The organism is Rhodocyclus tenuis, from assembly GCF_014197755.1.
GTDB lineage: Bacteria > Pseudomonadota > Gammaproteobacteria > Burkholderiales > Rhodocyclaceae > Rhodocyclus > Rhodocyclus tenuis.
The window spans coordinates 322,238-336,046 of sequence record NZ_JACIGE010000002.1 but is presented as its reverse complement, the minus strand read 5'-3'; the positions used below and the strand labels follow the sequence as shown (position 1 = coordinate 336,046).

Genomic DNA, 13,809 nt, shown 5'->3' with positions numbered 1-13,809 from the left:
TAATTCGCTGCCCTTTTTTCAACTTGTGCCGCGCCTTGCGCAGAGTCCCGGTCGGTCATGCTCGTCTGGTTTGTCGCCATTTACCTTCTAGCCTCGATCGGCGTCGGCCTTTACGCCGCGACGCGGGTGCATAACGCCAAGGATTTCGCCGTCGCCGGCCGTCGCCTGCCGCTGCCGGTGGTCACCGCCACCGTCTTCGCCACCTGGTTCGGCGCCGAGGCGGTGTTCGGCGTTTCCGCCACCTTCGTCAAGGAAGGGCTGCGCGGCGTCGTCGCCGACCCCTTCGGCGCCAGCATGTGCCTGATCATCGCCGGGCTGTTCTACGGCGCCATGCTGTACAAGCTGAACATCCTGACGCTCGGCGACTTCTTCCGTATGCGCTACAACCGCACGGTCGAGGTGCTGACGACGCTGTGCATCGTCGCTTCCTACCTCGGCTGGGTGTCGGCGCAGATCAAGGCGCTCGGGCTGGTGTTCAACACCGTCACCGACGGCGCCATCTCGCAGCAGGCGGGAATGGTCCTCGGCGCGGCGATCGTGCTTACCTACACCACCTTCGGCGGCATGATCTCGGTGGCGATCCTCGACTTCGTGCAGATGGGCGTGGTCATGGGCGGGCTGCTCTACATCGGCTATCTCGTCGCGGGAATGACCGGCGGCGTCGATGTCGTCGTCAGCCACGCCGCCGCTGCCGGCAAGCTCGATTTCTTCCCCGAGGCGAGCGCCGCCGAATGGCTGGCCTTCTTCGGCGCCTGGGTGACGATGATGCTCGGCTCGATCCCGCAGCAGGACGTCTTCCAGCGCATCACCTCGGCGAAGAGCGCGAAGATCGCGATCTGGGCGTCGGTGCTCGGCGGTTCGATCTACTTCTGCTTCACCTTCGTGCCGATGTTCATCGCCTACGCGGCGACGCTGATCGCGCCCGAGCAGTTCAACGCGCTGATCGAGTCCGACCCGCAGCAGGTGCTGCCGACCTTGGTGCTGCAGCACACGCCGGTGTTCGCGCAGGCGATCTTCTTCGGCGCCGTGCTGGCGGCGATCATGAGCTGCTCGTCGGCGACGCTGCTGGCGCCGTCGGTCGCCTTTTCCGAGAACATCGTTCGCGGCTTCTATCCGGGAATCAGCGACCGCGCCTTCCTGCGCATGATGCGCATCACCATCGTCTGCTTCACCTGCATCGTCCTCGTGTTTGCGCTCAATACCAACGCCTCGATCTTCAAGATGGTCGAGAACGCCTACAAGGTGACGCTGGCCGGCGCCTTCGTGCCGCTCTTTTTCGGCGCCTTCTGGAAGCGCGCGACGACGCAGGGCGCGCTGGCGTCGATCTTCGGTGGCCTTGGCGGGTGGCTGCTGGTCGAGCTGCTGCTCGGCGATGCCAGTCTGGTGCCGCCGCAGCTGATCGGGCTCGCGGTGAGCATGCTCGGCATGGTCGCCGGCTCGCTGCTGCCGCAAGGCATCGGCCGGCCGACGCCGCTGCCGGAGACGCACGCAACACAGCGCCATCAAGCGGCGATGCCGGCGCATCAGGTCGCCGAAGGGCCGACGCATCGGCCGGAGGGCTGAGCAGCAGCCTGCGCCGAGCGCGGCACACGCCGCCCCGCCGTCAGGGTCTTGCCGGGCAGACGGTAGACAGCTTGCCGTCGGCCAGACGGACTTCCAGCGTGCAGGCACCGGCACGAAGCCGCGCCCGCTGGCTGTCCGCCGACAGGGTCGGTCCGTCGGCCAGCCACGGCCCTTCCCTCGCACTGGCGCCGACTTCCCGGGCGGAGAGGCCGAGCGCGGCGACCACGTCTTGCGCCGAATACTCGACGATCACCTGATTGCGGCGATCGATCAGCAGCAGCGTGTGACGCGAGAGGATGTTGATCCATTCGTCGACCAGCAGGCTGTCGCCCTGGTCGGAAAGCAGAACCTTGCGCGGGCCGTGGTGATGCGGCAGTTGGCGCGTCCACACCCTCTGGAGCGTGCCCGATCGCTTGGCGTAGAGCGCCGCCGTCGCCCGTGGCGTTTTCCATTGGTCGTCGGCGCTGACGATCAGCGTGAACTCGCCTGAAGGCGAGGCGAACTCACGCTGCACCGGCGGCAAGGCGATGCTGTCAGTGGCCGCGGCCATTACCGGGGAGGCGAGAAACAGCAGTGCGCACAGGCGGCCAGCAAGAGCGCGGATTGCCATGTTCGTCCTCGGCCGTCATCGCCCGCTTTTCAGCTCAGGCGCGGAAAAAACGCCGGTGCGAGAGGCCGATGCCGAGCAAGCCGCCGAGCAGCAGGAGCGCGCTGCCCGGCTCGGGAACCTGCTGGCTGACGGGCTGCAGCAGGCTGCTGCTGCGCGCCAGCGCGATCTGCTGCGGCGACAGCAGATCGTAGCAGGCGCCATCGGGACAGACCTCGCTCAGCGTTTGCGGGATGTTGCGAACACCGCCCGAGGCCATCAGATAATTGCGGTTGGTGTCGTCATGCCAGCCGCCGTCGCCACCAATGCTCGGGGCAACAAGGCCCAGATTGTGTCCGAGTTCGTGCGCAATGGTGTCCACCCGCCCGGCGGAGCCGAAGCTCATGACGGTGTTCATGGCGATCACCAAGCCGCCGGCGCCCGGCCACGATTCACCGTAGGCGCCGCTGACCGTATTCACCAGCCACATGGTCACGCTGGTCGAGCTTCCGCCACCCGAAAGCTTGTAGAAGCTCGAGTCGAAGACATTGTCGTTGATGTTGAGGAAGCTCGAATTCGACAGGTAGGTCGGTGCCAGAAACTCGACCACGATGCCGGCCTGCGCCCATATCTTGTTCACGTACGAGGCGAAGAAGTTGTCGCCCGCCGGCCCAAGCGAAGCGCAGTTCGCGCCAGTGTCGTCGCAGACGTCGACGACTTTCACGGTCAGTGAATAGTCGATGGGGATTGCCTGCGCGCTGCCTCCCCAGGCAAGACAGGCAAGGACGACGCTTGCCAGCAGCGACTTGAGCGAGCGACGCGTGCCTGCGACATGATGAGTGATCATCGTCATTTCGTTCCTTTCGGGTTCCGCATGAGCCGCGCAAGCCTGCCGAAGGTGATCGTGCAACAAGGTCCAAGTCTTCAGGGCTGCGCTCTACCGCTTTTCATTCTATCGGGATTCCGGGCTTGCTCCAGAGACGGAATGAAAACTCTCTTCACTGCTCCGGCATGTTGCCCCGTCGTTCCGGCTTGCTCCGTCGCGCGCCGTTCCGCTATCCTGCCGCCATGCATCTCGTTCTGATCAGCGGCCTTTCCGGCTCCGGCAAGTCGATTGCCCTCAACGTGCTTGAGGACTCGGGTTATTACTGCGTCGACAATCTGCCGTCGTTGCTGCTGCAGCAACTGGTCGGGCAACTCGAGTTGCAGGGCTACGACAAGTGCGCGGTGGCGATCGACATCCGCGGCGGCGAGAGCATCGCCATGCTGCCGCAGCAACTCGACGCCTTGCGCGCCAATGAGCTCGACCTGCAGTTCCTCTTTCTCGATGCCAAGAACGAGACGCTGCTCAAGCGCTATTCGGAAACGCGCCGCCGGCATCCGCTGGCACTCGGCGACCGCACGCTGTCCGAGGCGATCGCCGAGGAGCGGCAGCGTCTCGAAGCGCTGATCGAACTCGGCCACCATATCGATACCAGCGACGTCAAACCGAATACGCTGCGCGAGTGGGTGCGCCACTTCGTCGCCACCGATCCCGGGCAGGGGCTGACGCTGCTGTTCGAATCCTTCGGTTTCAAGCACGGCATTCCACTTGACGCCGACCTCGTCTTCGACGTGCGCTGCCTGCCCAATCCGCACTACGACGCAGTGCTGCGACCGATGAGCGGTCGCGATCTGCCGGTAGTCGAGTTTCTCGAGGCGCAGCCCGAAGTGCTGCGCATGCGCGACGACATCGCGCGCTTCGTCTCCGACTGGCTGCCGGCCTACATCCGCGACAGTCGCAATTATCTGACCGTCGCCATCGGCTGTACCGGCGGTCAGCATCGCTCGGTCTATCTGGCCGAGTGGTTCGGCCGCGCCTTCCTCGGTCGCGCCCGCGTTCTCGTCCGTCACCGCCAGATCCTGCCGCCGAACTCCGGAGCGCTCTGATGCGCTGGTCGGCGTTCGTGCGCCCCGGCGACTGGGCGGTGGTCGCGGCGGGGGCGGCGCTCGTCGGCATCTCGTTCCCCCTCGCCTGGCAGGCCGGCGTTGCCGAAAAGGCGATCGTGCGCGCCGGCGGCGCGGTCTTCGCGGAACTCGATCTGGGCCGCGAGCAGCGCATCGAAGTGCCGGGGCCGCTGGGCACCACGACCATTGCCGTCGAGCGGCATCGCGTGCGCGTCGTTTCCGACCCCGGTCCGCGCCAGTACTGCGTGCGTCAGGGCTGGCTCGAGCGCCCCGGCGAAATCGCCATCTGTGCGCCGAACCAGGTGAGTGTGCAGGTCAAGGGCAGTCGGGAGGCGTATGACTCGCTCAGCTATTGAAAGCGGCATCGCGACCTGGGGCGACGCATGACGCGGCGCACGGTGACGCTGGCGACGACGCCCGAGGATCATCGCATCGCGCAGCTGGCGGCGGCGGCGGTCGGGCTGTCGCTGATCGACGCGGCGATCCCCTTGCCGCTGCCGGGGATCAAGCCGGGGCTGGCCAACATCGTCACCATGATCGTGCTGGCGCGCTATGGCTGGCGGACGGCGGTATGGGTCAGCGGCCTGCGCGTCATCGCCGGCGGTCTGCTGCTCGGCCAGTTCCTGTCACCGGGCTTTTTCCTCAGCCTGTCGGGCGCGGTCGGCAGCCTGCTCGTGCTCGCCTTCGCGTGTCGCTTGCCGCAGCGCTGGTTCGGTCCGGTCAGCTGGAGCATCATTGCCGCCTTTGCGCACATCGGCAGCCAGCTGCTGCTGGCGCGGCTGTGGCTGATTCCGCATAACGGCCTGTTTTACATGGCGCCGTTCTTCTTCGTCGCCGCGCTCGGCTTCGGTATCATCAACGGCCTGATCGCGGCGCGACTGATCGCCGAGTCGCCGTCGGGTGACTCGCCGCCGCCCGCCGCTGATCCCCTGCCTGCCGATTCCGGAGCCGCTAATGTCTGAAACCGTCTGCCTCGCCCTCACCGGCGCTTCGGGCATGCCCTACGGCATCCGCTTGCTCGAATGCCTGCTCGGCGCCGGCTGTCGCGTGCAGCTGCTTTACTCGCAGGCAGCGCAGATTGTCGCGCGGCAGGAGATGGGGCTGGAGCTGCCGTCGCGCGCCGCCGAACTGCAAGCCACGCTGCGCGAGCGCTATGCGGCGCTGCCGGGAACGCTCGCGGTCTTCGGCCGTGAGGAGTGGTTTGCGCCGGTGGCCAGCGGCTCGAACCCGCCTGATGCGATGGTCGTCTGTCCGTGTTCGATGGGAACGCTCGCCGCCATCGCGCAGGGCCTCGCCGACAACCTGATCGAACGCGCCGCCGACGTCGTCCTGAAGGAAGGGCGCAGGCTGGTGCTGGTGCCGCGCGAAACGCCCTTGTCGGCGATCCACCTCGAAAACATGCTGCGCCTGTCGCGCGCCGGCGCCGTCATCCTGCCGCCGAACCCGGGCTTCTATCACCGGCCGCAGAGCGTCGAGGCGATCGTCGATTTCGTCGTCGCGCGCATTCTCGACCAGTTGCGCGTGCCGCATGCGCTGATGCGGCGCTGGGGTGAGGTCGATGCTGCCGATGGCGGTGCCGCGCGCGCGCCGACCGCCTGAGGGGTTTGGACCCCGCGTCCGGCCGGCCTTTTGCTGCAAAGTTTCGCGGCAAGGAAATCGGCAAATAAATGAAAACGGGGGCCGCAGCCCCCGTCCTCATTTCTGCTGAAACTGATCAGCTGGCCGATTGCTGCTTCCGGCGCCGCGCAATTCCGATTCCGGCAAGGCCCAGGCCGAGCAGGGCGAGCGATGCGGGTTCGGGAACGGTCGAGTCCTGGGTGGGCTTCAACTGCCCGTAGACGTCGAGCTTTGCGCTGTAGAGCTTGAAGCTGTCCGCAAACCAGGTTTCTTCGGCGAACCAGAAGAAAAAGTTCTTGGCGGCGACCATCTGCCCGAATTCGGGGCTGAGACTGGAATCGATCCTGAACGTGACCGATCCCGGCGTGCTGCCGACCGACGCCAGCGGGAACGCCCAGTACTGATCGGGGGTTCCGCCCGGGCGGGTGAACCAGAATTCGGGATTCAGGAAGGCGCCATTGGTGCCGGAATAGCGCAGCGTAAGGTCGAAGCTGGTGATGGTGTTCGCAGCGAGCGCGCTGAAATCGAAGGAATCGTAAAAACGCGAACTCGACTGGTCACTGACCGTAACGTAGCCATTCGACAGCGCATCGTTGCCACCCGGATCGACCTGGCCGGCGCCATTGCCGTAGTTGTGCGTGTAGGTGGCAACTGGTGCGGCCCAGGCGCTCGCCGCAGTCATCAGGATCGCCCCCGCGAGCAGCGATGTCATTCTTTTCATTTTTCCCTCTTTGTTGTCCGTTGATGAAGCGAGAACCTGCACTAACGGTTTCCGGGTAGTGCATCAGCAGTTTTTGTGCCAGTCGAAAAATAAATAGACGGAACAGGGTATTGAGCTTTTCGGACTATTCGCGAGTGCAGAACTGTAAAAAATACCGACACCCCGCGGATGCACTCGCCTGGCTGTCGCGCACCGGCCGGCTAGCTGCCCGGGTTTGTTAAACTCGGTCAATGACGCTTCCCTTGTCACAACTCTTTGCCCAGCGCCGCTTCATGCGTTTCTGGTTGGCGCGGATTTCGGGCACGACGGCGAACCAGATGTTGATGGTCGCCGTTGCCTGGCAGATGTACGAACTGACCGAGAGCGCCTGGGATCTCGGGCTGGTCGGCTTGTTCCAGTTTGTTCCCGCCTTGTTGCTGACGCTGCCGGCCGGGCAGGTGGTCGACCGCGTGCGGCGCAGTTCGCTGTTCGCGCTGACCATGCTCGGTCAGGGCAGTGTGGCGCTGCTGCTGGTGTGGGCGACGCTCGCCGGCTTCGTCTCGCGCGAAGTGATCCTCGGCGTGTCGGTGGTGCTCGGTGTCGCGCGCGCTTTCCAGATGCCGGCGCAACAGGCGATCGTTCCCTTGCTGGTTCCCGAAAGCATGCTGGCAAGGGCGATCGCACTGAGCGCGATGGGTATGCAGGCGGCGGTCATCGGCGGCCCGGCGCTCGGCGGCCTGCTCTACGTGCGCGGCGCGGTCGATGTCTATGCCGTCTGTACCACGCTGCTGCTGCTCGCTTTTGTGCTGGCGCTGCTCATCCGCGAACGCCACCAGCCGGCGCAGGAGGCGGCAACGCTGCGTTCGATGCTCGCCGGCGTGGTTTTCGTCTGGAACAACAAGCTGCTGCTCGGCGCGACCTCGCTTGACCTCTTTGCCGTGCTGCTCGGCGGCGCGACGGCACTGCTGCCGATTTACGCGCGCGACATCCTGCACACCGGACCGGAAGGGCTGGGCCTGCTGCGCGCAGCGCCAGCCGCCGGCGCGCTGCTGATGTCGCTGCTCATCCTGCGCTGGCCGATCCATCGCCGCGCCGGCCACGTGCTGCTGGCCTCGGTGGCGGTGTTCGGGGTGGCGACCATCGTCTTCGGCCTGTCCGAGAGCTTCTGGCTGTCGTTGCTGGCACTGGCCATCACCGGCGCTGCCGACAACATCAGCGTCGTCATCCGCTCGACGCTGATGCAGATCGACACACCCAACGAGATCCGTGGCCGCGTCTCGGCGGTCAATTCGATCTTCATCGGTGCCTCGAACCAGCTCGGTGAGTTCGAGTCGGGTGCGGCCGCAGCGGCGCTGGGAGCGGTCGGCTCGGTCGTCCTTGGCGGTGTCGCCACCGTGTTCATCGCCGCCGGCTGGTTCCGCCTGTTTCCGGCGCTGGCGCAGCGCGACCAGCTGGTTCAGGACAAGCCGGCCAACCCGTAGTCCGTCCGGACAGCTGCGCCCATCGGTCTCAGGGTGCTGCTGCCTTGAGCAGCAGACGGACCGGTGCCGGCAGCGCGGCGGTCGCCACCGTCGAGCATCCTCTGGCGCTTGCTGAGTCGCCGGCACCCGCGTCGTTCCAGCTCACCCACTCCCAGCCGGCTTCGGCGGCGTGGGTAGCGTTGCGTTCGACGCGGCAGCGCTGCGGCGCGATGTGCAGGCGGAAGTGCGTGAAGCTGTGCGTCAGCGGCGGCAGCGCCTCGACCGCCAGCAGCCGGCAGCCGTGGCGACGGGCAAGCGATTCGGCGGCACTGGCGATTTCATCTGCGGACGCTTCACCGGCGCACTCCGGCGGCGCCAGCAGGCCGCCCCAGATGCCCGAAGGCGGACGGCGCTCGAGCAGCACGCTGTTACCGTCGTCGAGGATGAGCAAGGTCGTCTGCCGCTCGGGAACGGTTTTCTTCGGCCGCGGCGTCGGCAGCTGGTCCTGACGGTAATCGCGCCGGGCGACGCAGTCGGCGCCGAGCGGACAGTCGCCGCAGCGCGGCGCGCCGCGCGTGCAGATGGTGGCGCCGAGGTCCATCAGGCCCTGCGTGTACACTTCGACGCCGCTCGCCGGCAGCAGCGCCTCGGCGAGCGCCCACAGGCGCTTTTCGACGACTGGCGTGCCGGTGAATCCTTCAATGCCGAAGCAGCGCGCGAAAACGCGTTTGACGTTGCCGTCGAGGATCGCCGCGCGTTCGCCGAAGCCGAAAGCAGCGATGGCGGCGGCGGTCGACCGGCCGATTCCCGGCAGTTCGGCGATTCGCGCCGCTGCCCGCGGAAAGGCGCCGTCGTAGTCGGCGACGAGTGTCTGCGCGCAGCGGTGCAGGTTGCGGGCGCGGGCGTAGTAGCCGAGCCCGGCCCAGTTTTCCAGGACGTCGCCGAGCGGCGCGGCGGCGAGCGCGGCCAGCGTCGGAAAGCGTGCGAGGAAACGGTGATAGTAGGGAATCACCGTCGCCACCTGCGTCTGCTGCAGCATGATTTCCGACAGCCAGACGCGATACGGGTCGCGCGCTGCGCCCACCGCCTGCTGCCAGGGCAGGTCGTGGCGGCCGTATTCGCCTTGCCAGTCGATCACCCGGCGCGCGAAGTCGCGCGTAGCCGCTGTCAGGGCGATACCGCCGTCTGTCGGGCTGTCAACGCTGGCGCTTGCTGGCAGCGCTGACGCTTCCTCGTCCCGGCCCGCGCGCTCAGCGCGGTGCATCCGCTTTCCGCCCGTCCGGGGCGATCTCGTCCTTCCAGCCGCCGCCCAGCGCCTTGAACAGATCGACCGCCGCCGTCAGGCGTGCCTGCCGCGTGCTGATCAGCGACTGCAGCGAATCGTTGTTGCTGCGCTGCGCTTCGAGCAGGTCGAGATAACCCGAGTAGCCCGCGTCGTAGCGCAGTTGCGCGATCTGTAGCGCCTTTGCCGACGCCTCGACGCGCGCCGCCTGCGCGGCTTCGCCGGCAGTGTTCTCGCGCACGCTGACCAGCGCGTCCTTGACCTCCTTGAACGCCGTCTGCAGCGTGTTCTGGTAGGCGACGAGCGACTGCTTCTGCTGCGCCGTTGCCTGATCGACGCGCGCCGAGGTGCGGCCGAAATCGATGATCGGCATCAGCGCGCCGAGGCCCAGTGCCCAGGTGCCGGCGCCGGCGGAGAACAGGTTTTCCAGCGTCTTGCTCTCGCTGCCGAGACTGCCGGTGAGCGTGAATTTCGGGAAATAGCCGGCCTTGGCAACGCCGATGCCGGCGTTGGCGGAAACCAGATTTTCCTCGGCCTGACGCACGTCCGGCCGCGCCTGCACCAGCGATGAGGGCAGACCGGCCGGCGGCAGCGGCGGCAGCGGCAGCTGGCGCAGATCGCCGGGAGCGATGTGCAGGTCGGGGACGCCGACGAGCAGCGCCAGCTGGTGCTCGGTCTGCGCGCGTTGCAGGCGCAGGCTGGCCGTCTGCGCTGCGATGGCGGCGAGGTTGCCTTCGGCCTGATGCTGGTCGAGCGGCGAGACGAGTCCGGCATCGACGCGCGTCCTGATCAGCTCGAGCGTCGTCTTGCGGGTGGCGAGTGATTCGTCGGCGACCGCCAGTTGCGCGTCGTAGGCGCGCAGCGCGAGGTAGCTGTTGGTGACCAGACTGGCCACCGACAGGCGGATCGCGTCGCGCGAATACTGGCTGGCCAGCGCGCTGGCGCGCACCGACTCGTAGCCGCGGCGGACGCGGCCCCAGACGTCGAGTTCGTAGGAAGTGGTCAGCGCGGCGCTGCGTGCGTCGCGTTGCACGGGGGTCGAGCCGCTGAGCGGAATCGCGTTCATCGAGCTATAGCGGGCGCGGCTGCCGCTGGCCTGCGCGTCGATCTGCGGCAGCAGCGCGCCGCCGGCTTCACGCGCCGCCGCTTCGGCCTGCTCGACGCGGGCAATGGCGATACGCAGGTCGGCGTTCTGCACCAGCGCCTTGTCGAGCAGATCGTCGAGTACCGGGTCCTTGAACTGCTTCCACCAGTCCGGCTCGATCGCCGCCGCTTCGGTCGTCGTTTCGGTAGCCGCTTCGCTGCCGCTGCTGACGGCGTATTGCCCGGGCAGCGTCGACGCGGGACGGACGAAATCCGGGCCGATGGCGCAACCGGAGAGCCCGAGCACGCCGAGCGCGGCCATCGCCGCCAGCAGCGGCCGCTGCCGGGCAACGAGCTTGGCCGGGGTCGCCACGCGGGCAGCGGCGGCGTCAAGCAGGGACGAACTTTCTTGCAACTTGCGGGCGGCCATCATGGCTGCTCCTCCGAATGCGCGGCAGGCTTGGCATGCACCAGATGCTTGGACGCCTTGCCGCGTTCCAGCCACTTGAAGAACAGCGGGATGAAGATCGGTGCGATGAAGGTCGCCGCCAGCATGCCGCCGAGAACGCCGGTACCCATCGACTTGCGCGCGGCCGCACCGGCGCCCGACGAGAAGGCGAGCGGCGCGACGCCGAGAACGAAGGCCAGCGAGGTCATCACGATCGGGCGGAAACGCAGACGTGCCGCCTCCAGCGCCGCATCGGCGACGGCCATGCCTTCGGCGTGTTTCTGCGCAGCGAACTCGACGATCAGGATCGCGTTTTTCGCCGCAAGGCCGATCAGCACCACCAGACCGATCTGGAAGTAGATGTCGTTCGGCATGCCGCGCGCAAAGACCAGCGCCAGCGCACCGGCGACGGCAAACGGCACGGCCATCACCACCGCCAGCGGCAGCGACCATTTTTCATACTGCGCGGCGAGGATCAGGAAGACCATGATGATGCCGAAGATGAACGCCGGCGCCGACGAGCCCGAACTCTTCTTTTCCTGATAGGCCTGTCCGGTCCACGCGATCTCGTAGCCGGCGGGCAGCGTTGCCTTGGCGACTTCGTCGACGATCTTGATCGCATCGCCCGAGCTGATGCCGGGAACCGAGTCGCCCATCACCTTGGCGGCGACAAAGCCGTTGAAGCGTTCGAGCTGTTCCGGTCCGACGATGTTCTTCACCGTGCTCACGGCCGACAGCGGGATCATCGCGTTGGTCGTCGCGCTGCGCACATAGACCTTGCCGATATCCTCAGGCCGGGTGCGGAATTCCGGCTCGGCCTGCAACTGCACGCGATATACGCGGCCCGACTTGTTGAAGTCGTTCACGTAGAGCGCGCCCATCGTGCTTTGCAGCGTCTCGTAGATGCTCGACAGCGGAATCCCCAGCGACAAGGCCTTCGGTTCGTCAACTTCGACGAACAGCTGCGGCACCGTCGGCCGGAAGAAGGTGTTGATCTGCGTGAATTCCTTGTGCGTCTTCAGCGCCGCGATGAACGACTGCAGCACCTCGTTGAGCTTCTGCGGGTCGCCGTCGACACGGTTCTGCACATAGACCTCGAAACCGCCGGCGCTACCCAGGCCGAGAATCGGTGGCGGGTTGAAAGTCAGCACCATGCCGTCGGGCAGGCCCATGCCGATGCCCATGAACTTCTTCGCCGTCGTCGGCGCGTCGACAGCGCGTTCGTCCCAGTCCTTGAGGATGATGAACGCGGTACCCGAATTGGTCTTGCTGCCGCCGCCGATCAGGTCGAAGCCCGAGACCACAATCGCGTGGTCGAGCGCCGGGTCCTTGGCGATCACCTGGCGGAACTGTTCGCCGGTGGCGGCGGTACGGCCGAGCGTCGCGCCGTCCGGCAGCATCACCGCCGAAATCACGTAGCCCTGGTCTTCGGCCGGAACAAAGCTGCCCGGCACCACCTTGAACAGCACGACGGCCAGCGCAATCACCGTGACGAACACCGAGGTGCCGATGAAGGGGTGATGCAGGATGCGGTTCACCTGCCCGAGATAGGACTTGGTGAATTTGTCGAAGAAGCGGTTGAAAGGGCGGAAAATCGGCGCCTCTTCGTGCGTCGGCTTCAACAGCAGCGCGCACAGCGCCGGCGTCAGCGTCAGCGCGACGACGCCGGAAATCACCACCGCCACCGCCACGGTTACCGCGAACTGCTGGTAGAGCTTGCCGGCGATGCCGCCGAGGAAGGCCACCGGTACGAACACCGCGCAGAGCACGAGAACGATGGCGACGATCGCGCCCGACACCTCGCGCATGCCTTCGACCGCCGCCTCGAACGGTGGCAGCTTGTTTTCCGACATCTGTCGCTCGACGTTCTCGAGGATGACGATCGCGTCATCGACGACGATGCCGATGGCCAGCACCATCGCGAACAGGGTCAGCGTGTTGATCGAGAAGCCGAAGATCCACAGGCCGGCAAACGAGCCGATCATGGCGATCGGCACGACGATCATCGGGATCAGCGTGGCGCGCCAGCTCTGCAGGAAGATGAAGACGACGGCGAGCACGAGCAGCGCCGCTTCGACCAATGTCTTGACCACTTCCTTGATCGACGCCGAAACGAAGCGCGTGGTGTCGAAGGGGATCAGGTAGTCGACGCCTTCGGGGAACTTCTCCTTCAGCTGCTCCATGCGCGCATCGACGGTGCGCGCCACTTCCAGCGCGTTGGCGCCGGTCTGCAGGAACACGCCGAGACCGACGGAGGGGCCACCGTCGAGTGCGGTCTTCTGGTCGTAGCTGTAGGCGGCGAGTTCGACGCGGGCGACGTCCTTGAGACGCAGCACGCCGTTCGGGCCGCCAGCGCGGATGACGATGTCGCCAAACTGCTCGGGCGTCAGCAGACGACCCTTGGCGGTCACCGTGTACACCAGCATCTGGTCGTCCGGCGCCGGTTCCTGGCCGATCTTGCCGGCGGCGTTCTGCGCGTTCTGCGCGCGCACGGCGGTGGCGATGTCGCTGGTGGTGATGCCCAGCTGCGCCATGCGCTGCGGCTTCAGCCAGACACGCATCGAGTAGTCCTGCGCGCCGAAGATGGTCACGTCGGCGACGCCCTTGACGCGCTTCAGTTCATCGACGACGTTCAGGCTCGCGTAGTTGGAGAGGAACAGGCGGTCGTACTTGCCGTCCTTCGACTGCATGGCGATCACTTGCAGGATGTCGGTCGAGCGCTTCTGCACGACCACGCCGTTGCGCCGCACCTCTTCCGGCAGCCGCGGTTCGGCGGCCTTCACCCGGTTGTTCACGTTCACCGACGCCATGTCGACGTTGGTGCCGACCTCGAAGGTCGCGGTGATGGTCATCGCGCCGTTGGCCGATGAGGTCGAGGTGAAGTAGGACAAGCCTTCGACGCCGTTCAGCTGTTCCTCGATCGGCGCCGCCACCGTGCGCGCCAGCGTTTCGGCCGAGGCGCCCGGGTAGGTGGCGGTGATCAGCACCGTCGGCGGTGCGATCTGCGGATACTGGGCGATCGGCAGCACCTGCGCGGCAACGAGGCCGGCGATGACGATGACGATCGAGATGACCGCCGAGAAGATCGGTCGGCTGATGAAAAATTTGGACATTGCCATAAGC

12 protein-coding genes are annotated in these 13,809 nt (G+C 66.4%); 6 read left to right on the top strand and 6 right to left on the bottom strand.

The features are described 5' to 3' along the window. Positions 1-57: 57 nt before the first annotated feature. Entirely contained in the window at positions 58-1,563 is a 1,506-nt protein-coding gene (locus GGD90_RS04205) for a high affinity choline transporter 1 (RefSeq protein ID WP_153114554.1), read from the top strand. Positions 1,564-1,603: 40 nt separating this feature from the next. Here GGD90_RS04205 and GGD90_RS04200 read toward each other — a convergent pair whose 3' ends face one another. Both GGD90_RS04200 and GGD90_RS04195 read right to left on the bottom strand, forming a co-directional pair. Next, positions 1,604-2,173, bottom strand: a complete 570-nt coding sequence (locus GGD90_RS04200; RefSeq protein ID WP_153114553.1) for a hypothetical protein — start codon at positions 2,171-2,173, stop codon at positions 1,604-1,606. A 34-nt stretch (positions 2,174-2,207) separates the two neighbouring features. Then, positions 2,208-3,002, bottom strand: a complete 795-nt coding sequence (locus GGD90_RS04195) for a PEP-CTERM sorting domain-containing protein (RefSeq protein WP_153114552.1) — start codon at positions 3,000-3,002, stop codon at positions 2,208-2,210. 215 nt (positions 3,003-3,217) lie between these two features. Here GGD90_RS04195 and rapZ point away from each other — a divergent pair, with 215 nt between their 5' ends. The 4 genes from rapZ to GGD90_RS04175 are packed head-to-tail and all read left to right on the top strand — an operon-like array spanning position 3,218 to position 5,695. Beyond that, positions 3,218-4,078, top strand: coding sequence for an RNase adapter RapZ (rapZ, locus tag GGD90_RS04190; RefSeq protein WP_153114551.1), 861 nt, complete (start codon positions 3,218-3,220; stop codon positions 4,076-4,078). After that, positions 4,078-4,452 carry a NusG domain II-containing protein gene (locus GGD90_RS04185; RefSeq protein ID WP_153114550.1) on the top strand — a complete coding sequence of 125 codons (375 nt, stop codon included), beginning with the start codon at positions 4,078-4,080 and terminating at the stop codon, positions 4,450-4,452. The genes rapZ and GGD90_RS04185 overlap by 1 nt, the downstream gene beginning before the upstream one ends. A 27-nt stretch (positions 4,453-4,479) precedes the next feature. After that, positions 4,480-5,058 (top strand): Gx transporter family protein, encoded by a 579-nt coding sequence (locus tag GGD90_RS04180; RefSeq protein ID WP_153114549.1) that lies wholly within the window; start codon positions 4,480-4,482, stop codon positions 5,056-5,058. After that, entirely contained in the window at positions 5,051-5,695 is a 645-nt protein-coding gene (locus GGD90_RS04175; RefSeq protein ID WP_153114548.1) for a flavin prenyltransferase UbiX, read from the top strand. Before GGD90_RS04180 ends, GGD90_RS04175 begins: the two co-directional genes overlap by 8 nt. A 115-nt stretch (positions 5,696-5,810) precedes the next feature. Here the strand turns inward: GGD90_RS04175 and GGD90_RS17975 are convergent, their stop codons facing one another. Then, a complete protein-coding gene (locus GGD90_RS17975; protein WP_228273583.1) occupies positions 5,811-6,476 on the bottom strand; it encodes a PEP-CTERM sorting domain-containing protein in 666 nt (221 codons plus the stop codon). 200 nt (positions 6,477-6,676) lie between these two features. Here GGD90_RS17975 and GGD90_RS04165 point away from each other — a divergent pair, with 200 nt between their 5' ends. Beyond that, positions 6,677-7,894 (top strand): MFS transporter, encoded by a 1,218-nt coding sequence (locus GGD90_RS04165; RefSeq protein ID WP_228273582.1) that lies wholly within the window; start codon positions 6,677-6,679, stop codon positions 7,892-7,894. Positions 7,895-7,922: 28 nt separating this feature from the next. On the opposite strand, the gene mutY is transcribed toward GGD90_RS04165, so the two are convergent. From mutY to GGD90_RS04150, 3 genes are read right to left on the bottom strand one after another with little or no spacing between them, the layout of a single operon-like run. Continuing rightward, the gene (gene mutY, locus GGD90_RS04160; protein WP_153114546.1) at positions 7,923-9,137 is read right to left on the bottom strand and encodes an A/G-specific adenine glycosylase; all 1,215 of its coding nucleotides are present in this window, start codon (positions 9,135-9,137) and stop codon (positions 7,923-7,925) included. Further along, positions 9,124-10,671 carry an efflux transporter outer membrane subunit gene (locus GGD90_RS04155; protein ID WP_228273581.1) on the bottom strand — a complete coding sequence of 516 codons (1,548 nt, stop codon included), beginning with the start codon at positions 10,669-10,671 and terminating at the stop codon, positions 9,124-9,126. Before GGD90_RS04155 ends, mutY begins: the two co-directional genes overlap by 14 nt. Then, on the bottom strand, positions 10,668-13,799 hold the full coding sequence (locus GGD90_RS04150) for an efflux RND transporter permease subunit (protein WP_153114545.1): 3,132 nt from the start codon (positions 13,797-13,799) through the stop codon (positions 10,668-10,670). The genes GGD90_RS04155 and GGD90_RS04150 overlap by 4 nt, the downstream gene beginning before the upstream one ends. Between the last annotated feature and the right edge of the window lie 10 nt (positions 13,800-13,809).

Bases quoted from the DNA above. Each gene is read 5' to 3' on its own strand.
- GGD90_RS04205 (WP_153114554.1), top strand. From the start codon at position 58: ATGCTCGTCTGGTTTGTCGCCATTTACCTTCTAGCCTCGATCGGCGTC.
- GGD90_RS04200 (WP_153114553.1), bottom strand. From the start codon at position 2,173: ATGGCAATCCGCGCTCTTGCTGGCCGCCTGTGCGCACTGCTGTTTCTC.
- GGD90_RS04195 (WP_153114552.1), bottom strand. From the start codon at position 3,002: ATGACGATGATCACTCATCATGTCGCAGGCACGCGTCGCTCGCTCAAG.
- rapZ (WP_153114551.1), top strand. From the start codon at position 3,218: ATGCATCTCGTTCTGATCAGCGGCCTTTCCGGCTCCGGCAAGTCGATT.
- GGD90_RS04185 (WP_153114550.1), top strand. From the start codon at position 4,078: ATGCGCTGGTCGGCGTTCGTGCGCCCCGGCGACTGGGCGGTGGTCGCG.
- GGD90_RS04180 (WP_153114549.1), top strand. From the start codon at position 4,480: ATGACGCGGCGCACGGTGACGCTGGCGACGACGCCCGAGGATCATCGC.
- GGD90_RS04175 (WP_153114548.1), top strand. From the start codon at position 5,051: ATGTCTGAAACCGTCTGCCTCGCCCTCACCGGCGCTTCGGGCATGCCC.
- mutY (WP_153114546.1), bottom strand. From the start codon at position 9,137: ATGCACCGCGCTGAGCGCGCGGGCCGGGACGAGGAAGCGTCAGCGCTG.
- GGD90_RS04155 (WP_228273581.1), bottom strand. From the start codon at position 10,671: ATGATGGCCGCCCGCAAGTTGCAAGAAAGTTCGTCCCTGCTTGACGCC.
- GGD90_RS04150 (WP_153114545.1), bottom strand. From the start codon at position 13,799: ATGTCCAAATTTTTCATCAGCCGACCGATCTTCTCGGCGGTCATCTCG.